Source organism: Paenibacillus sp. EKM212P, assembly GCF_011066115.1.
GTDB lineage: Bacteria > Bacillota > Bacilli > Paenibacillales > Paenibacillaceae > Paenibacillus > Paenibacillus polymyxa_B.
In genome coordinates this window covers 192,420-214,551 of record NZ_JAAMNR010000008.1, presented here as the reverse complement: position 1 = coordinate 214,551, position 22,132 = coordinate 192,420, and the positions used below count along the sequence as shown (strand labels likewise).

At 48.1% G+C, this 22,132-nt stretch carries 23 protein-coding genes, 1 rRNA gene and 1 riboswitch; of the genes, 19 read left to right on the top strand and 5 right to left on the bottom strand.

Annotation, left to right across the window (positions count from 1 at the left end; translation table 11 throughout):
* The 4 genes from rrf to G9G54_RS21310 form a co-directional block, all read left to right on the top strand.
* Nucleotides 1-75, top strand: a 5S ribosomal RNA gene (gene rrf, locus G9G54_RS26270); the annotation flags it as partial.
* A 214-nt stretch (nt 76-289) separates the two neighbouring features.
* Nucleotides 290-1,282 carry a ketoacyl-ACP synthase III gene (locus G9G54_RS21320; RefSeq protein WP_165179513.1) on the top strand — a complete coding sequence of 331 codons (993 nt, stop codon included), beginning with the start codon at nt 290-292 and terminating at the stop codon, nt 1,280-1,282.
* Between the two features lie 129 nt (nt 1,283-1,411).
* Nucleotides 1,412-3,547: a DNA topoisomerase III gene (locus G9G54_RS21315; RefSeq protein WP_165179512.1), complete on the top strand. Its 2,136-nt coding sequence runs from the start codon at nt 1,412-1,414 to the stop codon at nt 3,545-3,547.
* A 97-nt stretch (nt 3,548-3,644) separates the two neighbouring features.
* Complete coding sequence (locus tag G9G54_RS21310) at nt 3,645-3,782, top strand: hypothetical protein (RefSeq protein ID WP_016819760.1); 138 nt, start codon at nt 3,645-3,647, stop codon at nt 3,780-3,782.
* Between the two features lie 181 nt (nt 3,783-3,963).
* On the opposite strand, the gene G9G54_RS21305 is transcribed toward G9G54_RS21310, so the two are convergent.
* Together G9G54_RS21305 and G9G54_RS21300 are read right to left on the bottom strand one after the other, a co-directional pair.
* Complete coding sequence (locus tag G9G54_RS21305; protein ID WP_165179511.1) at nt 3,964-5,130, bottom strand: type II asparaginase; 1,167 nt, start codon at nt 5,128-5,130, stop codon at nt 3,964-3,966.
* A gap of 351 nt (nt 5,131-5,481) precedes the next feature.
* Nucleotides 5,482-5,610, bottom strand: coding sequence for a DUF4023 family protein (locus G9G54_RS21300; RefSeq protein WP_081112528.1), 129 nt, complete (start codon nt 5,608-5,610; stop codon nt 5,482-5,484).
* 194 nt (nt 5,611-5,804) lie between these two features.
* Here G9G54_RS21300 and G9G54_RS21295 point away from each other — a divergent pair, with 194 nt between their 5' ends.
* The 5 genes from G9G54_RS21295 (at nt 5,805) to purB (ending at nt 10,205) form a co-directional block, all read left to right on the top strand.
* The gene (locus tag G9G54_RS21295) at nt 5,805-6,068 is read left to right on the top strand and encodes a DUF1294 domain-containing protein (RefSeq protein ID WP_025719814.1); all 264 of its coding nucleotides are present in this window, start codon (nt 5,805-5,807) and stop codon (nt 6,066-6,068) included.
* 144 nt (nt 6,069-6,212) lie between these two features.
* A complete protein-coding gene (locus G9G54_RS21290) occupies nt 6,213-6,647 on the top strand; it encodes a universal stress protein (protein ID WP_165179510.1) in 435 nt (144 codons plus the stop codon).
* Between the two features lie 350 nt (nt 6,648-6,997).
* Nucleotides 6,998-7,099, top strand: a riboswitch (purine riboswitch).
* Nucleotides 7,100-7,246: 147 nt separating this feature from the next.
* Entirely contained in the window at nt 7,247-7,732 is a 486-nt protein-coding gene (purE, locus tag G9G54_RS21285) for a 5-(carboxyamino)imidazole ribonucleotide mutase (protein ID WP_165179509.1), read from the top strand.
* Nucleotides 7,729-8,904, top strand: coding sequence for a 5-(carboxyamino)imidazole ribonucleotide synthase (gene purK, locus G9G54_RS21280; protein ID WP_165179508.1), 1,176 nt, complete (start codon nt 7,729-7,731; stop codon nt 8,902-8,904). Before purE ends, purK begins: the two co-directional genes overlap by 4 nt.
* A gap of 2 nt (nt 8,905-8,906) precedes the next feature.
* Entirely contained in the window at nt 8,907-10,205 is a 1,299-nt protein-coding gene (gene purB, locus G9G54_RS21275) for an adenylosuccinate lyase (RefSeq protein ID WP_013308794.1), read from the top strand.
* A gap of 41 nt (nt 10,206-10,246) precedes the next feature.
* Here purB and G9G54_RS25830 read toward each other — a convergent pair whose 3' ends face one another.
* Together G9G54_RS25830 and G9G54_RS21270 are read right to left on the bottom strand one after the other, a co-directional pair.
* Nucleotides 10,247-10,420: a hypothetical protein gene (locus G9G54_RS25830; protein ID WP_238808305.1), complete on the bottom strand. Its 174-nt coding sequence runs from the start codon at nt 10,418-10,420 to the stop codon at nt 10,247-10,249.
* A 330-nt stretch (nt 10,421-10,750) separates the two neighbouring features.
* A complete protein-coding gene (locus G9G54_RS21270; RefSeq protein WP_165179507.1) occupies nt 10,751-10,888 on the bottom strand; it encodes a hypothetical protein in 138 nt (45 codons plus the stop codon).
* Nucleotides 10,889-11,002: 114 nt separating this feature from the next.
* Between G9G54_RS21270 and G9G54_RS21265 the strand changes: the two genes are divergently transcribed.
* Genes G9G54_RS21265 through G9G54_RS21240 form a run of 6 tightly spaced genes read left to right on the top strand, consistent with a single transcriptional unit; the run spans nt 11,003 to nt 16,823 of the window.
* On the top strand, nt 11,003-11,884 hold the full coding sequence (locus tag G9G54_RS21265; protein ID WP_025719826.1) for a phosphoribosylaminoimidazolesuccinocarboxamide synthase: 882 nt from the start codon (nt 11,003-11,005) through the stop codon (nt 11,882-11,884).
* 58 nt (nt 11,885-11,942) lie between these two features.
* Nucleotides 11,943-12,188, top strand: a complete 246-nt coding sequence (gene purS, locus G9G54_RS21260; RefSeq protein ID WP_013308797.1) for a phosphoribosylformylglycinamidine synthase subunit PurS — start codon at nt 11,943-11,945, stop codon at nt 12,186-12,188.
* A gap of 4 nt (nt 12,189-12,192) precedes the next feature.
* Nucleotides 12,193-12,882 carry a phosphoribosylformylglycinamidine synthase subunit PurQ gene (purQ, locus tag G9G54_RS21255; protein ID WP_165179506.1) on the top strand — a complete coding sequence of 230 codons (690 nt, stop codon included), beginning with the start codon at nt 12,193-12,195 and terminating at the stop codon, nt 12,880-12,882.
* The gene (gene purL, locus G9G54_RS21250; protein ID WP_165179505.1) at nt 12,860-15,103 is read left to right on the top strand and encodes a phosphoribosylformylglycinamidine synthase subunit PurL; all 2,244 of its coding nucleotides are present in this window, start codon (nt 12,860-12,862) and stop codon (nt 15,101-15,103) included. The genes purQ and purL overlap by 23 nt, the downstream gene beginning before the upstream one ends.
* The gene (gene purF / locus G9G54_RS21245; RefSeq protein WP_023987052.1) at nt 15,088-16,569 is read left to right on the top strand and encodes an amidophosphoribosyltransferase; all 1,482 of its coding nucleotides are present in this window, start codon (nt 15,088-15,090) and stop codon (nt 16,567-16,569) included. The genes purL and purF overlap by 16 nt, the downstream gene beginning before the upstream one ends.
* A 59-nt stretch (nt 16,570-16,628) precedes the next feature.
* Nucleotides 16,629-16,823, top strand: coding sequence for a hypothetical protein (locus tag G9G54_RS21240; RefSeq protein ID WP_165179504.1), 195 nt, complete (start codon nt 16,629-16,631; stop codon nt 16,821-16,823).
* A 70-nt stretch (nt 16,824-16,893) separates the two neighbouring features.
* Here the strand turns inward: G9G54_RS21240 and G9G54_RS21235 are convergent, their stop codons facing one another.
* The gene (locus tag G9G54_RS21235; RefSeq protein WP_238808303.1) at nt 16,894-17,187 is read right to left on the bottom strand and encodes a hypothetical protein; all 294 of its coding nucleotides are present in this window, start codon (nt 17,185-17,187) and stop codon (nt 16,894-16,896) included.
* A gap of 90 nt (nt 17,188-17,277) precedes the next feature.
* Between G9G54_RS21235 and purM the strand changes: the two genes are divergently transcribed.
* The 4 genes from purM (at nt 17,278) to purD (ending at nt 21,947) form a co-directional block, all read left to right on the top strand.
* Entirely contained in the window at nt 17,278-18,318 is a 1,041-nt protein-coding gene (gene purM, locus G9G54_RS21230) for a phosphoribosylformylglycinamidine cyclo-ligase (protein WP_165179502.1), read from the top strand.
* A complete protein-coding gene (purN, locus tag G9G54_RS21225; RefSeq protein ID WP_069012413.1) occupies nt 18,318-18,932 on the top strand; it encodes a phosphoribosylglycinamide formyltransferase in 615 nt (204 codons plus the stop codon). Before purM ends, purN begins: the two co-directional genes overlap by 1 nt.
* Nucleotides 18,933-19,062: 130 nt before the next feature.
* Nucleotides 19,063-20,610, top strand: a complete 1,548-nt coding sequence (gene purH / locus G9G54_RS21220; RefSeq protein ID WP_165179501.1) for a bifunctional phosphoribosylaminoimidazolecarboxamide formyltransferase/IMP cyclohydrolase — start codon at nt 19,063-19,065, stop codon at nt 20,608-20,610.
* A gap of 71 nt (nt 20,611-20,681) precedes the next feature.
* On the top strand, nt 20,682-21,947 hold the full coding sequence (gene purD / locus G9G54_RS21215; RefSeq protein WP_165179500.1) for a phosphoribosylamine--glycine ligase: 1,266 nt from the start codon (nt 20,682-20,684) through the stop codon (nt 21,945-21,947).
* Nucleotides 21,948-22,132: the final 185 nt, after the last annotated feature.

The window sequence follows — 22,132 nt, the reverse complement described above, 5'->3', positions numbered from 1 at the left end:
AACACGACCGTTAAGCCCTCCAGCGCCGATGGTACTTGGACCGCAGGGTCCTGGGAGAGTAGGACGTCGCCAAGCAACAAGTAAAAGAGACCAAGATCTTCTGAAGATCTTGGTCTCTTTTTTGCGTTATAAGGCACTGGGATTTTATTTAAAGTGAGTTTGTTATAAGTTCAACTGGATAAGTGGATATTAACTAATAAATAAGAAGACGGTTTTAAAATAATTTAGTACCAGGTATTAGTATCTGGTGTTATAATATGAATAAGGATTACAAAGGAGAGTGATCAGATTGTTGAATTCAAAAGCTAAGCTTACCGCCTTTGGCACTTATGTACCTGAACGGATTTTGACGAACGCTGACTTGGAGAAGCTTGTGGATACGAGTAACGAGTGGATTGTACAGAGAACGGGTATGCATGAAAGACGCATTGCGGCTGAAGATCAATATGTATCTGATTTATGTATACAAGCTATTACTCGTATGATTAACCTGTATGACGTAAATATAAACGATGTTGAGATGATTATTGTAGCGACGAGTACACCTGATTACTACTTTCCAAGCACGGCTTCACGTATTCAGGCTCATTTTGATATTCCAAACACAGGGTCAATAGATATTAGTGCAGCATGTGCAGGTTTTTCCTATGGACTTCATTTGGCAAATGGCCTTATTACGAGTGGTCTGCATCGTAAGGTGCTGGTAGTGGGAGCCGAAACGTTGTCCAAAATTACAGATTATACGGATCGGACGACGTGTATACTTTTTGGAGATGGTGCAGGGGTTGCACTTGTAGAATATGACGAGGATGAAGGATCATTTTTAACTTCAGATATAGGTACCTATGGGCAAGGGGGAGCACATCTTTACCGTGTGGGATTATCTGATCATTTGGATGGAGAGAAGCTGCAAGACCATGGATTTATTGCTCAAAATGGACGTGAGGTTTATAAATGGGCTGTTCGCTCTGTTCCAACGGGAATAGAACGATTATTGGATAAGGCAAATATGAAGAAGGAGGATCTTGACTGGTTTGTACCTCATAGCGCTAATTTGAGAATGATCGAGTCCATATGTGAAAGAAGTACAGTACCTTTGGAAAAAACGCTGACAAGCGTAGAATTGTATGGTAACACATCGGCGGCATCCATCCCGTTGGCTTTGCAGTGTGGTTTGGATGATGGACGTTTACGGTATGGACAACATGTGTTGTTATATGGATTTGGGGGAGGCCTCACCTATGCGGGTCTGCTATTAAAATGGAGTGTGCCTGATTTGTAAGTTATCCTAACCCATGTAGAAGCAATAGCACTAGTATGTACGATCATGTTAATAAGAGCCGTTGGCATTAGAATTTATCGTAAGTTGGCAGGATGGTATAATTAACACTATGAGAGAAAGGAGCGTAACATGAAGGTACTGGTATTGGCAGAAAAACCGTCCGTGGCCAGAGAGATTGCACGTGTGATGGGTAGCCGCGGGAAGCATAAAAGTTATATAGAAGGACCCCAGTACGTGGTGACGTGGGCACTGGGACATTTGGTCGGCTTAGCAGAGCCGGAGGATTACGATTCTAAGTATGCGACCTGGAATTTGGAGGACCTGCCTATTCTTCCGAAGAGTTCAAAGTTAAAGGTGCTGCGCGAAAGTAATCACCAGTTCAAAGCTGTGCAGCAGCTCATGAAGCGGCAGGACATTGGAGAGCTTATCGTGGCAACAGATGCTGCTCGTGAAGGTGAATTGTTGGCACGCTGGATCATCCAAATGGCAAACTGGAAAAAGCCCTTCCGGCGCTTATGGATCTCCTCGCAGACGGACAAGGCGATTAAGGCAGGTTTCGCAAAGCTATTGCCTGGTCAGCAGTTTGATCGTTTATATGAATCGGCTCGCTGCAGAGCTGAAGCAGACTGGATGATTGGTCTCAATGTAACTCGCGCGTTGACTTGTCGTTATAACGCCCAACTTTCAGCTGGAAGAGTGCAGACACCAACGCTGGGGATGATTATGGAGCGTGAGAAGGAAATTACCGAGTTCCGTTCTCAGGAATATGATACTCTGACGGTGGATTTTGGCGATTTTCAGGCAACTTGGCGGGCAGAAAGCGGGGATTCACGCATGTTTGACCGCACTCAAGCAGAGGCTTTGCGCCGAAGACTTGAGGGGGCCAAAGGCACAGTTGCGAGTGTTAAAAAGAGCGAAAAGAACGAGCCTCACCCGCTGGCGTATGATTTAACGGAGCTGCAAAGAGATGCTAATCAGCGCTATGGCTTTTCGGCTAAACAGACGTCTAATCTGCTTCAGCGTCTGTATGAGCAGCATAAGCTGGTGACGTATCCACGTACAGACAGCCGTTATCTGACATCCGATATGGTGGACACACTTAAGGAAAGGCTCAGTAGTGTAGCAGTAGGTCCGTATGCTTCCTTGGCACGTCCGCTATTGCGTAACAACTTACCAATCACAAAGCGAATTGTGGATGACAGTAAAGTCACGGATCATCATGCGATTATTCCTACTGAGCAGACATTATTGCTTAATCAGTTGAGCCCAGAGGAACGTAAGCTGTATGATCTGATTGCACGACGTTTTATCAGTCTATTCTATCCACCTGCACGTTATGATGCTGTAGCCGTATCAGTAACGGTGGAGCAGGAGACGTTTCAGGTAAAAGGCACAACGGTAAAAGATAGCGGATGGCGTGCTGTATATGACGCGAACCATTATGATATGGATGATGAAGAAGCAGAGGATCGGGAAAACAATGGACGAGGCGTTATTTTACCTGAGCTGCAAAAAGGAGATTCCGTCCGGTTACAGCGTTGTCTTGTACGAGCTAGGCGAACGATGCCGCCGAAGCGGTATACAGAAGCAGCCCTCCTCGCTCAAATGGAAAAGCATGGACTGGGTACTCCTGCTACCCGTGCGGATTTGATTGAGAAGCTTGTCAGCTCGGATACGATTGAGCGTCAGGGGAACGTGATGCATCCAACCGGGAAAGGTAAACAATTGATTGATCTGGCGGCTCCACAGCTTCGAACGCCCGAATTGACGGCACGTTGGGAAGCGGAGCTAGAACGGATTGCTCGTGGTCAAGGACAACCGGAACCGTTTTTGAATTCTATTCGTGCTATGGCGAAAGAGCTGGTTTCCACTGTGAAAAATAGCAGTGCGGAGTACAAGCCTCATAATGTGACGAATAGTCATTGCCCAGATTGTGGTACAAAGCTATTGGAGAAGAAGGGCAAGAAAGGCAAGTTCCTTGTATGTCCAAGTGCGGATTGCGGTTACCGTCGTTCAGGGGAAAAACGTTTGTCCAATCGACGTTGCCCGCAGTGTCATAAGAAAATGGAAATGAAAGAGGGCAAAGCAGGATTGTATGTAAGATGCCTGCCCTGTGGCATTACCGAGACGTTGGATAAGGACAAGCAACGGGTAAACAAACGGGAACAGCAAAAGCTAGTAAGACAATTTGAAAAGCAGGAATCTTTTGGCTCCAGTTTGGGTGATTTGCTTAAAGCAGCGATGGAACAAAAGCAGGGCAAATAACGGATGACCAAAAGTTCTACAGTCACATAATCAGCAGGTATACGTCGGTATAAAAACGATCACTCCTTGGCATGGTAAGCCGAGGAGGTGAGTATTTATGCCCAAACATAAACCGCTTAAAATCAATAATCAGCAAAATAAATCAAGCATACTGGAGGAGGAAATTGCTGCTCATCCAGAGAAGCAAGCGAAATATCCTCCAAGCTTGAATGGGATTCCCAAACAGCAGTCTTGATGCTGCGTGGGAGGGACAACGAATTACTGTATAGAACCAAGACGATTGGACGTCAGATGAAGTAGTTACTGATGCTAGACCAGTCTCGCAAAAAAAGAAGCAGCAGTTACGGTGGTCAACCGTAATCGCTGCTTCTTTTTCATAATAGAATGTTGATTTATTTGATTTGGGATAACTACTTTTAGTATTCATTGAAAAAGGATTGAATTTGGTTAACATCGTGTGTTTGGGTCAAAGCAAGCATGAGCAAAATCCGTGCTTTTTGCGGATTAAGCGAATCGGTCGATACAAAGTTCGATGCCGCGTCTTTTGTTGACGGGGACACCACTCCACTTCCCACGCGGCTGGAGCGGGCAATGATCACTCCTTTTTTACCTGCGGCCTCTGCGCCTTCTGAGGAGGTCTTGGACAAGGAACCATTACCGGAACCAGCTACGACAATACCCTTGGCACCAGCTGTTACGGCTGCATCATACAGATAACGACCATTGTTTTGATATTCGTATAAAATATCTACTTGTGGCAGTTGAGTCAGGTTAGAGATGTCGAATACAGAAGAAGTCGTATGCTTGTGTGTGGATTTGTTGTAGTAGTACACTTGATCGCCCACAACAGCTCCAAGGTATCCCTGCTCCACAGACTTGAACGTATCAACTGCTGTTGTGTTCGTTTTGGTGATGTATCTTGCTGCACCGATACGGTCGTTCAACAGGACGAGTACACCCTGACCTTTAGAGGCCGAAGCCCCGGCGACTTTCACTGCATTATAAAGGTTGAAGGGACCATCAGCACTGATGGCAGTAGCTGGACGCATAGAGCCAACGACAACTACTGGCTTATCGCTTTTGATAACAAGATTGAGGAAATAAGCTGTTTCTTCTAATGTATCTGTACCATGTGTAATGACAATGCCATCTACATCGTCTCTGGCAAGCAGTTCATTGGTACGTTTGGCAAGTTTTAAGAGGATCTCATTATTAACGTCGGGGCTACCTACATTAACAACTTGCTCACCACTGACATTTGCAATACTTTTCATCTCAGGAACGGCATTGATCAGAGTTTCCACACCCAACGCGCCTGCTTTGTAGCCGGTTGTATCCGTATTGACGGAAGATGATCCTGCGATGGTCCCTCCTGTGGCAAGTATTTTAATATTGGGTAAATGATTGGTTTGAGGATTTTCGGATTTGTCCGACGTTGTAGTGGTAGAAGCAGGTGCAGTTGTGCTGGTTGTAGCTGCTGCCGCAGCCGCAGCGTTGGCGGTAAATCCACCACTCCATAAAGTACTACCGAGAATAAAGCTAGCCAACAGGGGAATCATCGTCATTTTTTTCATATTAGTCATATAAAGCTCCTCTCCAATCTTAAACCTCAAATATAAATGATAGATTAACTGACAAATATTTTGTCGAATTACGTTAATATCACGAATTATAGGGTGTAAAATTGCTTTTAGTCAACACTTATGTTAGGAAATATGACTTTAGAACTTATTTATTATAAATGTAATCGATTTCAAAAAAGACATTTGCAAAACAAAACAACAAGCAGATATCTCATAAGGAGTCTGCTTGCTGTTATTGTGGAAGCTAAACAACAGATTTTACCCTGTAATCAATTCGCATAAAAGGCTGCAGGGTTAAGTTGATACTTTAGGTTAATAACGCGGCTATACAGCTTAATGCAGATTCGTTGATCAAGGATTGTTAGAATGCTGTTTTGTCGGCAAGCTGGCGCTGGGAGTTCCTTTTCCTCGTTTACGGTTGCGTTCTGCCTTTTTTGCATTTTCTCGCAGCTTTTCAACGTATTCATGGGTGCTTTCCATCGCAGTTCCTCCTTTAAGACGAAATAGATGCACTCGGGGATCGCCCTTATGCCACCTTACTATTTCCGCAAAAGCGCTATCCAAGTCAGAAGAGGCGTTGTTTCTGTAAAAGGGGTGGGGTTATAATGAGGGGGAGAGCGCTATATAAGGCCTAATACCTGAACTTGGTACGGTGTGCAAAAGGAGGAGAGACATTGCAGACAGGCTTGTTGGTATGGCTGCTGTTTATCAATGCAGTAGGCTATCTGGTAATGTCGGAGGATAAAAAGAGAGCACGTAAACATCGCGATCGTGTACCTGAACGGACGTTGTTTTTCCTGGCCCTGATCGGGGGAGCATTAGGCGTTCTAATTGCCATGTACCGTAAACGCCATAAAACACGGCATATGAGCTTCAGACTAGGTATTCCTGCGTTGCTATTCATGAACGCATTGCTGTATGGGTATTTTTTACGGTAAAGGGAGGAGTTTAGGTTCTCATAGGGAAGTTTAATGATGAGTGAGAAGACTATTCCAGCCATCCGGTGACATGGAATGAACAACCACAGGAATACATATTTCAGGCTTTGAATCAATAAACTGAATGAGGAAGAGGTGCATATTATGATATTTTCAAAAGTATTGCTTGCTTATGATGGTTCGGATGCATCCAACAAGGCTTTGTTAAAGGCGGCTGAATTGGTCAAGTCATCACCGTCCTCGAAGCTTGAGGTGGTAACGGCATTCGATTTTCCTCGGATCTTTATGGGCGAAGGTTTGGCTCCAATTCCGGCTTCAATAAATAAAGAATATTACGATTTGGCCGAACAAACTACGGATGAAGTTAAAAAACGACTTGCTGAGCAGGGTGTAGATGCCAAGGTGGAACTGATTCAAGGTTCTCCAGCTGAAGTCATTTTGGATTATGCCAATGAGAATGGCTTCGATGCGATTGTGATCGGCAGCCGAGGTTTAGGTGGTATCCGTGAATTTGTATTGGGAAGCGTAAGTCACAATGTGGTGCAGCATGCGCGTATTCCTGTGCTGGTCGTAAAATAACTGAATAAAAAAGTAAAAGTCGGTTTACTGCCTGTATAGGGAGTGCCGACTTTTATTTTTTTCAGTGGGATGCGTTGCGGTCGCTGTTATCAGGGGAGGGGAGCGATAGCTAAATATAATACAATAGTCCTGACCTGTGGGTATATAAGGGTACTGATTTCACTAAACACGAACATTCTATTGTATGATTATTCTAATGTTCGTTTTCAAGTTGACATAAGGTGTAGGGAATTGTTAAACTAGGAAGTGTATTGTCGATAAAAAATGAACTTAAGGTGCAATTTAATAAGGTACACATGTTTGAGCCGAAACAAACCACGATCATACTTGTAAAGAATATCGATTGGGATGGAATAGGCACAATGCTAACTCGTATAATGCCGGGGATATGGCCCGGAAGTTTCTACCTGGAAACCTTAAATTTCCGGACTACGGGAGACATACGGCTGAAGCCGCATTGGATGCGGTGGAAGAGGCTTGCTTTTGCATGCCTTTAAGAGGCTCTGTCGTTTGTTTTTTCGTAGTCCGGTGTCTTGAAAATAACTTTATTTTCGAGTGCCGGATTTTTGGCGCTTATTGATAAACAGGGAGTGAAGGACATGTCAGTGCAGGTCGCTGTCATTATGGGCAGCACATCAGACTGGAACACCATGCAGCATGCATGTGCTGTGCTGGACGAGCTTGAAATCGGATATGAGAAAAAAGTAGTTTCAGCCCATCGTACACCGGATTTAATGTTTCGTTTTGCAGAAGAGGCCGCTGGGCGTGGACTAAAGGTCATTATTGCTGGAGCGGGTGGGGCTGCGCATCTGCCAGGAATGGTGGCTGCGAAGACAGCATTGCCGGTCATTGGTGTGCCTGTTCAGTCGAAGGCTCTGAACGGTCTGGACTCCCTGCTCTCCATTGTGCAGATGCCGGGTGGTATTCCGGTTGCCACTGTGGCAATTGGTAAGGCAGGCGCTACAAATGCAGGGCTGCTGGCAGCACAAATATTAGGCGCTTTTGACGAAAAGATAAGCCAGCGGGTTTTGGCGAGACGCGACCGTATTCGTGATGAGGTGCTGGAAGGCAGTGACTCGCTATGAATGGGGCAAGTGAACCCGCAGGCCGTATCCGACCTCCTGGTACAACGATTGGACTTTTAGGAGGCGGGCAATTAGGAAGAATGCTTGTACTGGCCGGAACCAATCTAGGATATCGCTTTGTGACACTGGACCCTGTACCGGATAGCCCCTGTGGGCAGGTATCTGAACAAATCCGCGCTGCCTATGATGATGAGCATGCGGCCAGAGAGCTGGCTGAGCGGTGCGATGTGATCACGTATGAGTTTGAAAATGTGGACGCAGGTGTGGCTGCACTTTTGGAAAAGGAATCCAGTGTGCCGCAAGGCAGCAGTCTTTTGTACACAACACAACACCGTCTGAGAGAAAAGCGTTCTATTGAAGCTGCTGGTGTCCCTGTCGCTCCGTATCGTGAAATCAGCAGTCTTGCGGATATGGTTCAAGCGGTAGCTGAACTGGGTGTACCGTGTGTGCTCAAGACAGCAGTCGGTGGTTATGATGGAAAGGGACAAGTGGTCATTCGCCAACCAGAGCAAGCCAGGGCTGCCTACGAACAACTGACAGGAGGCGATGCGGAACTGGTATTGGAACAGTTCATTCGTTTTCGCTGCGAAATCTCGGTGATTGTAGCTCGCAGCACGAACGGTGAAGCCAAAGCCTTTCCACCTGCCGAAAACATTCACGTGAACAATATTTTGCACACGTCAATTGTGCCTGCACGTGTGCCAGAGCCTGTCCAGGAGGAAGCACGCAAGTTGGCGCTGGCTGTGGCTGAGTCGCTGGGTGCGGTGGGACTGCTAGCTGTGGAGATGTTTGTCACCGAAGACGGACAATTGTACGTTAATGAGTTAGCACCACGACCGCATAATTCCGGTCATTACACGATGGAGGGATGCGCGACGTCGCAATTCGAGCAGCACATACGTGCGATTTGCGGTTTACCCTTGGGCAGCACGAAGCTGCTGACTTCCGTCGTGATGGTCAATGTGCTAGGTGAGCATTTGGAGGATGTGGTTCGGCGGTTTGCGCAATCGGATGTTGAAGCTGAAAGATTGGATGTTGTACCCAAGCTGCATTTGTATGGAAAAAGTGAAGCCAAGCCAGGCCGAAAGATGGGACATATTAATCTATTGTGCCAGGATGCGGAACAAGCGCTGGAATGGATTGAACAAACCAATATTTGGGGGAATAAATAGTCATGATCGAACGCTATAGCAGACCGGAAATGAGAGCGATTTGGACGGAAGAAAATAAATTTAAAGCGTGGCTGGAAGTAGAGCTGTGTGCCTGTGAAGCTTGGGCGGAATTAGGGGTTATCCCAAAAGAGGATACTGTGGCTCTGCGTAAGAATGCAAGTTTTGATATTGAACGGATCTATGAAATTGAGCAGGAGACAAGACATGATGTCATTGCTTTTACCCGCACGGTGTCCGAAAGTCTTGGAGACGAGCGCAAATGGGTACATTATGGCTTGACCTCCACAGACGTAGTTGATACGGCACTGGGCTACCTGTTAAAGCAGGCGAATGAAATCCTGGAGCGCGATATCTTGAATTTTATTGAAATTTTGAAGGAAAAGGCATTGGCTTACAAGCACACACCGATGATGGGACGTACACACGGAGTACATGCTGAGCCAACAACGTTTGGACTGAAGATGGGATTGTGGTACGAGGAAATGAAGCGCAATCTGGAACGCTTTCGTTTTGCGGCTGACCAAGTACAATACGGTAAAATGTCCGGTGCAGTTGGGACATATGCCAACATTGACCCGGCCGTAGAAGAATTTGTATGCCGCAAGCTGGGCACCAAGCCTGCACCAATTTCTACACAGACGCTTCAGCGCGACCGTCATGCCGAATACATGGCAACATTAGCGTTGATCGCCACATCGTTGGACAAATTTGCTACAGAAGTCCGTGCTTTGCAAAAGAGTGAGTTCCGTGAGGTGGAAGAAGCTTTTGCCAAAGGTCAAAAAGGTTCTTCTGCGATGCCGCATAAACGCAATCCGATCGGCAGTGAAAACATCTCTGGCCTGGCACGCGTGATTCGTGGGCATATGGTATCTGCGTATGAAAACGTAACCCTGTGGCATGAACGCGACATCTCGCATTCTTCTGTGGAACGTATTATCCTGCCAGATGCAACAATGCTGTTGAACTACATGCTGAACCGTTTTGGCAATATCGTAAAAAATCTGACGGTCTTCCCTGAAAATATGAAGCGCAATATGGCACGTACGTATGGTGTACCATTCTCCGGCCGTATTATGACGAAGTTGATCGACAAAGGCTTTAGTCGTGAAAAAGCCTACGATACCGTGCAGCCGCGTGCTATGCAGGCGTGGGAAGAGCAACGCCAATTCCGCGAAATCGTCGAGGCAACTCCGGAAATTACTGCCGTGCTCAGCGCAGACGAAATCGAGGATGCGTTCAACCCAGCCTGGCATCTGAAGAACGTGGATACGATCTTCAAAAAGCTGGGATTAGGGGAGTAGGAGGGAAGGTTGCTGCGTGGTGAGGCCGCTGCGCGAACGGATCATTCTTCCGATTGCTGTTGCCCCTGGATTCCTGTGATTGTATAAGACCAGATATTGGTTGGAATCCAGAGGCAAAGGCAAGCGCTGACGCTTCTCCAGAACGATTCCGTCCGCTCCGCTGCACCCAGCACCAACCTTCGTGAGGGAGCAGAACTAGGGAAGGTGCGGCACATAAGATGCCGCACCTCCCCAAAGGCGATGGAAAAGCGTGTTCCACTGCTTTCTATCGCAGGCAACGTTCTCGTGAGGGCTGCCGAATTTGCGTAGCAAACAGCCCGCTGCCCTCCCGAGAACGCGCAGGCTCAAGAAGCGAAGCCTTGAGCCACCGTATCCGTGCGCAGCGTAGCACATGCGCACAACAGGGCAAAGCCCAATGCTCGCTGCACGGCATGCCGTGCTACGGCCACGGGCCGAATGGTTTGGCGGTATGTAGACGCTGAACCACGGTCGAGCTGTAAGCGGCATAAAACTTGTCGCTTAGAGTCGGGAGCGTTAATACATTGTTAATACGTAAAAACGTCGATCTGTACTAACGTAAAAGCGTTGCTGGATGAAAGCTTGTGCAAACAAGCCTTCATCCAGCGGAACGCGCTCACTCCACCGTAGCTCCAGTAACCCGCCATCCCCTGCTCACTAGCCAACCCTTGCGGGAGTCCCGAGGGCAGCAGCCCTGGGGGTCCTCCCTGAGGGGAGGATTTAGGAGGGGCAAGGTTGATTTAGGAGGGGGAATACTCTTTTGGAAGAGGTGTAATGAAATGTCATTGTCTACTGCCGAAGGTCTGATCCATGCGCCGCTCTTGTATAAAGGCAAGGTGCGTGAACTGTATGATCTCGGAGAGCATTTTCTGATTGTGGTGACAGACCGAATTTCGGCTTTTGATTATGTGTTAGAGCCACCCGTGCCCGAAAAGGGGAATGTGCTGAATAAGCTCAGCGCTTTCTGGTTTGAGCAGACGAAAGACTTGTTGGAAAACCATGTCGTGCACACTGATGTGAACAAGCTCGGGCATGTGATCGACGAACAGAATAAAGAGTTGCTGAAGGACCGGATCATGGTCACGCTGAAGGCTGAACGCATCGACATTGAGTGTGTGGTGCGCGGATATATTACCGGAGGCGGCTGGCGTCAGTATGAGCAGAACGGTGAGGTGAACGGCATTCCATTGCCAGAGGGGCTGCGTAAAAACGAGCGCTTTCCCAAGCCATTATTTACACCGGCTGCAAAAAATGATGTTGGACACGACGAGGACATCTCCCTTCACCAAATGAAAGAACTGGTCGGGGTTGAACTAACAGGTGAGCTTGAGGAAAAGAGCTTGGCGTTGTACGAATTTGCACGTGCTTTCTGCGAGAAGCGGGGGATTATTTTAGCCGATTGCAAGTTTGAGTTTGGTCTTGTTAACGGTAAGGTGATTTTGATTGACGAAATTTTCACTCCAGATTCATCCCGTTTTTGGGCGCAGGAAAAGTATGAGCTGGATGTTGAGATTGACAGCATGGACAAGGAGCCGGTACGAAGCTATTTGGCATCATCCGGTTGGGACAAGAATAGCAAGCCCGATCCATTGCCTGCTGAGGTCGTAGAAGAAACAACTGCAAGATATACGGATATTTGGCGGCGTCTGACGGCACAGTAAATAGTAATCATAATTCAACCAATAGGATTCACTCATTCGGAGGAGGAACTGAAGGAACATGATGAAAGCAACAGTCTATGTCACGATTAAGCAAAGCGTTTTGGACCCGCAGGGGGTTGCGGTGCAAGGCGCACTACATTCTATGGGTTTCGGAGAAGTGGACAGCGTCAGAATTGGTAAGTATATGGAATTGAATCTGGATACAACAGACCGCGAGAGTGCTGAAAAGCGCATCATTGAGATGTGCGAAAAGCTATTGGCCAACACGGTCATTGAAGACTACCGCTACGAACTGGAGGGCTGATTCCATGAAATTTGCAGTTCTGGTTTTTCCGGGCTCCAACTGTGATATTGACTGCTATAAGGCGGTAGAGGACACGGTCGGTGAACCTGTCGATTATGTTTGGCATACTGCGACGGATTTGTCGCCTTATGATTGTATTCTTGTTCCAGGAGGCTTCTCCTACGGGGATTACCTGCGTTGCGGTGCGATTTCCCGGTTTGCTCCGGTGATGAAGGAAGTTGCCAAAGCGGCTGCCGAGGGCAAATATATTTTAGGGATTTGCAACGGATTTCAAATTCTGACCGAAGCCGGGTTGTTGCCAGGGGCTTTACGCCGTAATCTGTCGATGAAATTCCTATGCCGGGATACGGTGTTGCAGGTTGCGAATAACCAAACACCTTTTACAAGAGATTATGCTGCTGGTGAAGAGATCATTATTCCGATCGCCCACGGTGAAGGCAACTATTACTGTGATGATGAGACGCTGGCTCGTTTGCAGGCGAACAATCAGATTGTATTTAAGTATAAAGATAATCCTAATGGTTCCGTGACGGATATTGCAGGGATTTGTAATGAGCAAGGTAATGTGCTGGGCATGATGCCCCACCCGGAACGCGCGGTGGACGCACTGCTCGGGACGGATGACGGCAAACGTATGTTTACATCTATTTTGAACGCTTGGAGGGATCGACATGGCGCAGCAAGTGTCCGCTAAGGAACCAACGGCAGAACAAGTTGCCGAACATAAACTGTATCAGCAGATGGGTGTGTCGGACAGCGAATATGCGTTGATCTGTGAATTCATGGGGCGTCAGCCGAATTATACGGAGATAGGCGTGTTCAGTGTCATGTGGTCAGAGCATTGTGCTTACAAAAACTCCAAGCCGTTGCTGCGTCGTTTTCCAACGAGCGGTCCGCGAGTTCTGATGGGACCCGGCGAGGGTGCAGGCATTGTAGATATTGGTGACAACCAAGCGGTTGTATTTAAAATCGAAAGTCATAACCATCCATCCGCTGTGGAGCCTTTTCAAGGGGCAGCGACTGGGGTAGGCGGTATCATCCGTGATATTTTCTCCATGGGTGCAAGACCAGTTGCGGTGTTGAACTCTCTGCGTTTTGGCAAGCTGGAGAGCGACCGTGTGAAATATTTGTTCGAGCATGTGGTATCTGGTATTGCGGGATACGGGAACTGTATCGGTATTCCGACTGTAGGTGGCGAGGTTGTATTTGATGAAAGCTACGAAGGCAATCCGCTCGTCAATGCAATGTGTGTCGGACTGATTGACCATGATAAAATCCAGCGTGGTGTTGCTAAAGGGGTCGGTAACCCGGTGTTCTACGTGGGACCGCCGACAGGTCGTGATGGGATTCACGGAGCGACATTCGCATCGGTTGAGCTGACAGAGGAATCTGAAGCGAACCGGACTGCGGTTCAAGTAGGCGATCCTTTTATGGAGAAGCTGGTTATGGAATCATGTCTGGAATTGATCGACAGCGGTATTGTGCTGGGTATTCAGGATATGGGTGCCGCGGGACTTACCTGCTCCAGCGCGGAGATGGCGAGTAAGGCTGGCAACGGTCTGGAGCTGTATCTGGATCAGGTACCGCAGCGTGAAGAGGGCATGACACCTTATGAAATGATGCTGTCCGAATCACAGGAACGGATGCTGTTCGTAGTAGAGCCTAAGGATGAAGCACAGGCACTGGAAATTTTCGAGCGCTGGGGTGTTATTTGTGCAAAGGTCGGTAAAGTGACGGATGACGGTCGTTTGCGTTTGTTCCATCACAATGAAGTGGTCGGAGATATGCCAGTGACGGCGCTGGTTGACGAGTGTCCGATTTATGACAAGCCTTCCGAAGTCCCTGCTTATTATGAGCAAAATGCTGCTATTGACACACTTCGTTATGCAGAAGTGACGGATTTGAACGGTGCGTTGAAAAAGGTGCTGTCATCACCAAGTGTAGCCAGTAAGAAATGGGTATACGAGCAGTATGACTACATGGTTCGCACGAGTACAGCCGTTCGTCCGGGATCGGATGCAGCTGTTGTGACTGTGCGCGGAACTCGTAAGGGACTCGCCATGACGACAGATTGTAACGGACGTTATGTATACCTTGATCCAGAGGTAGGCGGACGGATTGCAGTCAGCGAAGCAGCGCGTAACATTGTATGCTCCGGCGGCGAGCCGTTGGCAATTACGGATAACCTGAACTTCGGTAACCCTGAAAAGCCAGATATTTTCTGGCAAATGGAAAAAGCCGTGGACGGTATGGCAGAAGCTTGCCGTGTACTGGATACACCTGTCATCGGGGGCAATGTCAGCTTGTACAATGAAAATGCTAAAGGCTCCATCTATCCGACGCCTGTTGTCGGTATGGTAGGTTTGGTACATGATACAGATCATATTACGACACAAGGCTTCAAAGCCGAAGGCGATGTGATTTTCCTGGTGGGGGACACGAAGGCCGAGCTGGGAGGCAGTGAGTTCCAAGCTGTCGTACACGGTGTATCCGAGGGACGCCCGCCTGAGCTGGATTTGAACGTAGAGAAAAGACTGCTGACTGCGGTACTGGGAGCGATTCAGGGCGGATTGGTACAATCTGCGCATGATTTGGCAGAGGGAGGATTGGCTGTAGCGCTTGCGGAATCTGGGATTAGCAGCGGATTGGGAGCACAGGTCAACGTAGAAACGACTTTGCGTCCTGACCATGCTTTGTTTAGCGAAAGCCAATCCCGGATTTTGTTATCTGCATCGCCGGATAAAGCGTCTGCTCTGGAAGCACATCTGCGTGGTTTGGAAGTGCCAGTTACTGTATTAGGAAAAGTTGAAGGATCACAATTGACAGTTGAGGTGAACGGACAACCCGCTTTGAATGAGGCAGTCGCCAGTTTGAAGCAAATCTGGGAGGATGTCATTCCATGTCTGATGAAATAACAGCACGGACGTTGTGGACTGGAGATTATTATAATGAAGGCTCTGGTAAAGAGGGGCTGTTTGATAAATTAAAAGAGGAATGCGGCGTGTTTGGAGTGTATAGGCACTCCGATGCCGCTTCCCTAGCATATTACGGATTGCATGCACTCCAGCATCGCGGGGAGGAAAGTGCAGGCATCTGTGTGAGCAGTGGCGACGAGTTCCATTATCATCGTGGAATGGGGCTTGTAAAAGAAGTATTCAATAAAGATTTGATGGCTTCGCTGACAGGCGATATTGCCATAGGACATGTGCGCTACTCGACAAGTGGAGACAGTAAGCTAACGAATGCACAGCCTTTGGTGTTCAAGTATCGTGATGGCGATCTAGCGGTAGCTACGAACGGGAATATTGTGAATGCTTTGCAAATCCGGCATGAGCTGGAGCAGGGCGGGTCTATTTTTCAAACGACCAGCGATACAGAAGTAGTGGCGCATTTGATCGCACGATCATCCAAGGATTTAGTGGAGGCCGCGAAAGATGCATTGAAGCGTATTGTCGGCGGATTTGCCTTTCTGATTATGACCAACGATAAATTGCTGGTCGCCTCTGATCCCAATGGCTTGCGTCCGTTGACGATGGGCAGATTAGGTGATGCATATTTGTTTGCTTCTGAAACCTGTGCTTTGGAAACGATTGGGGCAGAGCTGTTGCGCGATATCGAGCCGGGTGAACTGTTGGTGTTGGACAAAAATGGTCTGCACGAAGACCGTTACAGTGAAGGCAAGCATCGTAAAGCACTGTGCGCGATGGAATATATTTATTTTGCCCGTCCTGACAGTGATTTGAATGGTTCCAATCTTCATGCTGCGCGCAAGAGAATGGGTAGCCAGATGGCGCTGGAAGCTTTTGTCGATGCGGATCTGGTGACAGGAGTGCCGGATTCCAGTATTTCGGCTGCGATTGGTTATGCTGAACAGACAGGTATTCCTTATGAGCTGGGTATGATTAAAAATAAATACACTGGACGTACCTTCATTCAGCCGAGTCAGGAGCTACGCGAGCAGGGTGTGAAAATGAAGCTGAGCGCTGTACGACGTGTTGTTGAAGGTAAACGAGTCATTATGATCGACGATTCTATCGTCCGGGGCACTACATCCCGCCGAATCGTGAATATGCTGCGTGATGCGGGCGCGTTGGAGGTACATGTACGTATTACCTCGCCGCCTTTCAAAAACCCGTGCTTCTATGGTATTGATACGCCGGATCGCCGGGAGCTGATTGCTTCATCCAAAACCGTCGAGGAAATTCGTGAGGAAATTAACGCCGATTCGCTTTACTTTATGAGCGCCGAAGGTTTGATTGCCGCTGTAGGTGGATATAACGAACAGGATTACAAAGGCGGCTTGTGCCTAGCCTGTTTCGATAATGATTACCCGACTCAGGTAGATTTCAAAGGTGAAGAAAAGTTCGGATGTAGTTGTTGAGAAAAGGGAACAAAAGAGGTGCATGAGCAAGTGATGGTGGTTCTGAGGGGGCACTCCGCGTGTGGAAGGTTCTTCCGATCGCTGTTGCCGCTGGATTCCTGGATTGGAATAACCCCTTAGAGGGTTGGAATCCAGCGGCAAAGGCGAACGCTTCGCTTCTCCAGAATCCTTCCACCCGCTCCGTTCCTCAGATGTGCAGCATTTTGCAGCAGTGCCTGTACCTCTTTGGTTCCCACCGGGAAGAGGATAGGTAAGGTCGTTAAAAACTCATGGCATAACTATTTCATGCCATGAGTTTTTAACGGAGCGGTGACTCATAAAAAGTCACCCTGCTCTTATAAGGTTGAGCCAGCGAAGCTCAACAGCAGGCAAGGCGAAGCTGCCTGCCTCAAAGGGCAAAGAAGCGAGCCGCTCGTAGGCGCCGTTCACTTCTTGCCCGGCACGTCCCCGCCTTTGCGAAGCAAACAGACCGGGACGTGCCCGCCGCCGTGAAGGCGGCCACGCACCAAAGCGTGTCTTTGTGAATTGCGGGAATGACCCGCAATTCACAAAGGACAACACGCGACTCACAGCACGAACCAACCACCAAGCAGCACCCAACCTTACACATCTGACCAATTCTTGAGGGGTCCAGGGGGAGCAGCCCCATGGAATCCTCCCTATTAGGGAGGACTTAGGAGGGTCAATCATTTGAAGGAGTGTTCATGAATGTCCGAAGCATACAAAAACGCAGGGGTAGATATCGCTGCCGGTAATGAAGCAGTAGAACGGATGAAAAAGCACGTTAAACGTACCTTCCGTCCCGAAGTGCTGACGGACTTGGGCGGATTCGGTGCATTGTTCGGCCTGAATAAGGATAAGTATGAGGAGCCTGTACTCGTTTCCGGTACCGATGGTGTCGGCACGAAGCTGAAGCTTGCTTTCGCAATGGATCGTCATGACACCATTGGTATTGACGCGGTTGCGATGTGTGTAAACGACATTGTCGTCGGGGGAGCGGAGCCACTCTTTTTTCTGGATTACCTCGCTTGTGACAAGGTTGTGCCCGAGAAAATTGAAGCTATAGTCGCTGGAATAGCAGAGGGCTGTCACCAATCGGGTTGTGCGCTGGTCGGCGGCGAAACCGCAGAAATGCCAGGCATGTACAGCGAGGGTGAATATGATATTGCCGGATTCACTGTCGGCATTGTAGATAAAAGCAAAATTATCAACGGCAGCTCCATTGCTCCCGGAGACACAGTGATCGGTCTGGCCTCCAGTGGAGTTCACAGTAACGGCTTCTCACTGGTGCGCAAGCTATTATTGGAACAGCAGGGCTATAATTTGCACGATGAAATCGAAGGCTTGAACGGCAAACTGGGCGATGTACTGCTGGAGCCGACGAAAATTTACGTGAAATCCGTTTTGGCATTGTTGGACAAGGTAAAAGTAAAAGGCATGGCGCATATCACAGGTGGCGGTTTTATTGAAAATATCCCTAGAGTGTTACCGGATCACGTCAATGTGGATATAGAATACGGCACTTGGCCGATTCTCCCGATCTTCCAGCTCATGCAGGAAAAAGGCGCAATCTCCAACAAAGACATGTTCACAACCTTTAATATGGGAATTGGGATGGTAATCGTTGTAGGTGAAGAGCATGCACAGACTGCACTGGAAGTTCTGAAGGAACAGGGCGAAGCCGCATATGTGATCGGAAAAGTAACGGAAGGCAGTTCTATCGTGACCTTTACGGGAGCAGAGGTGTAATGAACGAGTACCGGATTGCTGTTTTTGCATCAGGCGAAGGGACGAATTTTCAGTCATTGGTGGATGCGGCTGCGCGAGGAGAACTGGGCGGCGCCTCGGTAGAATTGCTCATCTGTGACAAGCCTGCGGCTCCTGCCGTAGCTAGGGCACAGAAAGCAGGAATTGCGTGCCATACTTTTCGACCCAAGGAATATCCTTCTCGAGAAGACTATGAGCGTGAATTGGTGGCTTTACTGGAGCAGAAATCGATTGATCTCATCGTGTTAGCTGGCTACATGCGTTTGCTATCCAGCGTCATGGTCGATGCCTACGCAGGAAAAATTATTAATATTCATCCGTCACTACTTCCGGCATTTCCAGGGAAAGATGCTGTTGGACAGGCATTGACCTATGGGGTCAAGGTAAGTGGCGTCACCGTTCATTTTGTGGACGGGGGCATGGACACGGGAGCCATTATTGCCCAGCGTGTCGTGGAAGTTGACGACCATGATACAGCGGAATCCTTATCCGCAGCCATTCAATCCGTGGAACGTCAGCTATATCCAGAGGTAGTTGGAAAATTGGCCCAAGGTAAAATTCAATTAAATGGTCGCAAAGTGATTTCACTTCTCTAAGAATGATTGTAATTTGTCATATCATTGTCATATCAAGGATGCTGTACAGGCATTTTCCGATATTTCTCGGGAAATAAAATGATAAAAGAGAATTTTGCAAAATTCTGAAAGAGCTAAAGGAGGAGACAGGGTGAGTATTAAAAGAGCGCTCGTCAGCGTATCGGATAAGCGGGGGATCGTGGAATTTTGCCGCGAGTTGTCCAAATTGGGTGTGGAGATCGTTTCGACAGGGGGAACGAGCAGCTTGTTGTCGAAGGAGGGCATTCCCGTCATCGGCATTTCAGAGGTAACGGGTTTTCCTGAAATTATGGATGGACGTGTTAAAACACTCCACCCTGCAGTACACAGCGGCTTGCTGGCTGTTCGGGATAATGAAGAGCATCAGCGTCAGATGAAAGAACTTGGATTGGGTTATATTGATCTGGTCGTTGTGAATCTGTATCCTTTTGCGGAAACGATCGCCAAACCCGGTGTAACTTATGAGGACGCGATTGAAAATATCGACATCGGCGGTCCAACGATGCTTCGTTCTGCGGCAAAAAATCATGCTTTTGTAAGTGTAGTAGTCGATGCTGATGACTATAGCACAGTGTTGGAGGAAATCCGTAAGGATGGCGATACGGAACTGAATACCCGTAAGCGTTTGGCCGCAAAAGTTTTCCGTCATACGGCGTCATACGACGCTTTGATATCCGATTATTTGTCGAATGTGACAGGCGAGCCGTTGCCTGAGCGTTACACTGTAACCTATGAAAAAATTCAGGACTTGCGTTATGGCGAAAATCCGCATCAGCAGGCGGCATTTTACCGTGAGCCATTGGCGGCAAAGGGTACACTAACAACAGCGAAACAACTTCACGGCAAAGAGTTGTCTTACAATAACATCAATGATGCTAATGCCGCTTTGCAAATCGTCAAAGAATTCAGCGAACCTACCGTAGTAGCAGTTAAGCATATGAATCCTTGTGGTGTGGGAATTGGCGGAAGTATTTATGAAGCGTACAGCAAGGCGTATGCGGCTGATCCAACCTCCATTTTTGGCGGCATTGTAGCGGCTAACCGAATTATTGACGGTGATACAGCCAAAAAACTGAGCGAAATCTTTTTGGAAATTGTACTGGCACCGGGCTTTACGAAAGAAGCGATGGAAATTTTAACCAAAAAGAAAAATATCCGTTTGCTTGATATGGGTGAGATGTCCCCGTCTGAACAGCCGGAGAGCCGTTTCGTTGTGACTTCTATTGAAGGTGGCATGGTCGTTCAGCAAAATGACATTCATGCTTTAGACCCGGATGCACTTACAGTTGTAACCGAGCGTGCGCCGTCCGCGGAAGAACTGAAACAGCTTTTGTTTAGCTGGAAAGTGGTTAAGCATGTGAAATCCAACGCCATCGTACTGGCGGCAGATAATATGACCATTGGCGTAGGCGCAGGACAAATGAACCGTGTCGGAGCGGCCAAGATTGCCATTGAACAGGCTGGAGAAAAAGCAAAGGGTGCGGTCCTGGCATCCGATGCATACTTCCCGATGGGCGATACGCTGGAGCTGGCAGCTAAAGCAGGCATTACGGCAGTTATTCAGCCGGGCGGCTCCATCAAGGACGAAGAATCCATCAAGGTTGCTAACGAATACGGCATTGCCATGGTCTTTACGGGCGTACGTCATTTCAAGCACTAACTTGTATGAGTTGAGGATGCAGCAGCATGTTCACCTGAACAATCTTAATGGGAGCGGGAGGAAACACCTGAATGGATATTTTGGTTATCGGAGGGGGCGGCCGCGAACATGCAATTGTGTGGGCGCTGAAGAAAAGCCCCAAGGCCGGGCAGATCTATTGCGCACCAGGCAATGCTGGTATCGGACAGTTAGCGGAGTGCGTGCCGATTCCGGTGAGTGACTTTGACGCGCTGACAGAGCTGGCGGAATCCAAAAGGGTAGGACTTGTCGTGGTTGGTCCCGATGATCCGCTGGCAGATGGTATTGTGGATGCTTTTGAAGCGAAAGGCATTCCAGTATTCGGACCGCGTAAAAATGCAGCGGAAATTGAAGGTAGCAAGATCTTCATGAAGGATTTGCTTCATAAATATCATATTCCGACAGCAACCTATCGCAAGTTTTATACTTACGAGGAAGCACATGCATACTTGAAGGAACAACCGATTCCGGTTGTCATTAAGGCAGACGGACTCGCGGCAGGCAAAGGGGTAACGGTCGCTTACTCGATGGAGGAAGCGGAAAAGGCTCTCTCCGACATAATGGTGACCAAGGTGTTTGGTGAAGCCGGGGCACAGGTCGTGATCGAGGAGTTTCTGGCTGGTCAGGAAATGTCGATTCTCTCCTTTGTCGACGGTGAAACGGTTCGTCCGATGGCCGCGGCCCAAGACCACAAGCCCATTTTTGATGGTGACAAAGGGCCGAATACAGGTGGCATGGGTACGTATTCTCCGTTGCCTCACATAGCCAATTCTATTATTGAGGAAGCAATTGAGACGATCATCAAGCCGACGGCCAAGGCCATGGTTGCTGAAGGGCGCCCGTTCCGAGGTGTATTATTTGCCGGATTGATGATTTCGCCGGATGGCAAGCCAAAGACCATTGAGTTTAATGCACGTTTCGGTGATCCGGAAACTCAAGTGGTTCTGCCTCGTTTAAAATCCGATCTGCTCGATATTTTTCTTGCTGCTATAAATGGCACGCTGGATCAGGTGGAGATCGAGTGGAAGGATGAAGCGGCGGTATGTGTGGTGCTGGCATCTGGAGGTTATCCTGGAGCTTACGCTAAAGGTGTACCTATCCACGGATTGGAACAGGTAGACGAAGCTATCGTGTTCCATGCTGGAACGGGCATCAACGAACAGGGCGAGTGGGTAACGAACGGCGGACGTGTATTAGGTGTGGTCGGCTTGGGACGTGATATTGCCGGGGCACGGAACAAAGCTTACGAACAGGCGGATCGTATTACCTTTGAAGGTAAACAAAACCGTACGGACATTGCGGCAAAAGCCTTGCTGTAGCAGCGATATAAAGGATAAAGAGAACCTCTGTGGAGGTTCTTTTTTTGTTCAAAGGAAATTAAGTTGTAGACTGAGAAAATAAAGCGTTTTCTTAGTGCTTATATTACAGCAACAAGGAATTCACCCCAAAAAGGTTGTTTTAGTTCATTCACATGATTAAACTAACGGTTAATACTAGGTTCAAG

Coding starts and splice junctions, on each gene's coding strand:
- G9G54_RS21305 (WP_165179511.1), bottom strand. CDS start 5,130: ATGACTAATATGAAAAAAATGACGATGATTCCCCTGTTGGCTAGCTTT.
- G9G54_RS21290 (WP_165179510.1), top strand. CDS start 6,213: ATGATATTTTCAAAAGTATTGCTTGCTTATGATGGTTCGGATGCATCC.
- purM (WP_165179502.1), top strand. CDS start 17,278: ATGTCCGAAGCATACAAAAACGCAGGGGTAGATATCGCTGCCGGTAAT.
- purD (WP_165179500.1), top strand. CDS start 20,682: ATGGATATTTTGGTTATCGGAGGGGGCGGCCGCGAACATGCAATTGTG.
- G9G54_RS21300 (WP_081112528.1), bottom strand. CDS start 5,610: ATGGAAAGCACCCATGAATACGTTGAAAAGCTGCGAGAAAATGCAAAA.
- purF (WP_023987052.1), top strand. CDS start 15,088: ATGTCTGATGAAATAACAGCACGGACGTTGTGGACTGGAGATTATTAT.
- purN (WP_069012413.1), top strand. CDS start 18,318: ATGAACGAGTACCGGATTGCTGTTTTTGCATCAGGCGAAGGGACGAAT.
- G9G54_RS25830 (WP_238808305.1), bottom strand. CDS start 10,420: ATGTGCCGCACCTTCCCTAGTTCTGCTCCCTCACGAAGGTTGGTGCTG.
- G9G54_RS21265 (WP_025719826.1), top strand. CDS start 11,003: ATGTCATTGTCTACTGCCGAAGGTCTGATCCATGCGCCGCTCTTGTAT.
- G9G54_RS21315 (WP_165179512.1), top strand. CDS start 1,412: ATGAAGGTACTGGTATTGGCAGAAAAACCGTCCGTGGCCAGAGAGATT.
- purQ (WP_165179506.1), top strand. CDS start 12,193: ATGAAATTTGCAGTTCTGGTTTTTCCGGGCTCCAACTGTGATATTGAC.
- purS (WP_013308797.1), top strand. CDS start 11,943: ATGATGAAAGCAACAGTCTATGTCACGATTAAGCAAAGCGTTTTGGAC.
- purB (WP_013308794.1), top strand. CDS start 8,907: ATGATCGAACGCTATAGCAGACCGGAAATGAGAGCGATTTGGACGGAA.
- G9G54_RS21310 (WP_016819760.1), top strand. CDS start 3,645: ATGCCCAAACATAAACCGCTTAAAATCAATAATCAGCAAAATAAATCA.
- purE (WP_165179509.1), top strand. CDS start 7,247: ATGTCAGTGCAGGTCGCTGTCATTATGGGCAGCACATCAGACTGGAAC.
- purK (WP_165179508.1), top strand. CDS start 7,729: ATGAATGGGGCAAGTGAACCCGCAGGCCGTATCCGACCTCCTGGTACA.
- purL (WP_165179505.1), top strand. CDS start 12,860: ATGGCGCAGCAAGTGTCCGCTAAGGAACCAACGGCAGAACAAGTTGCC.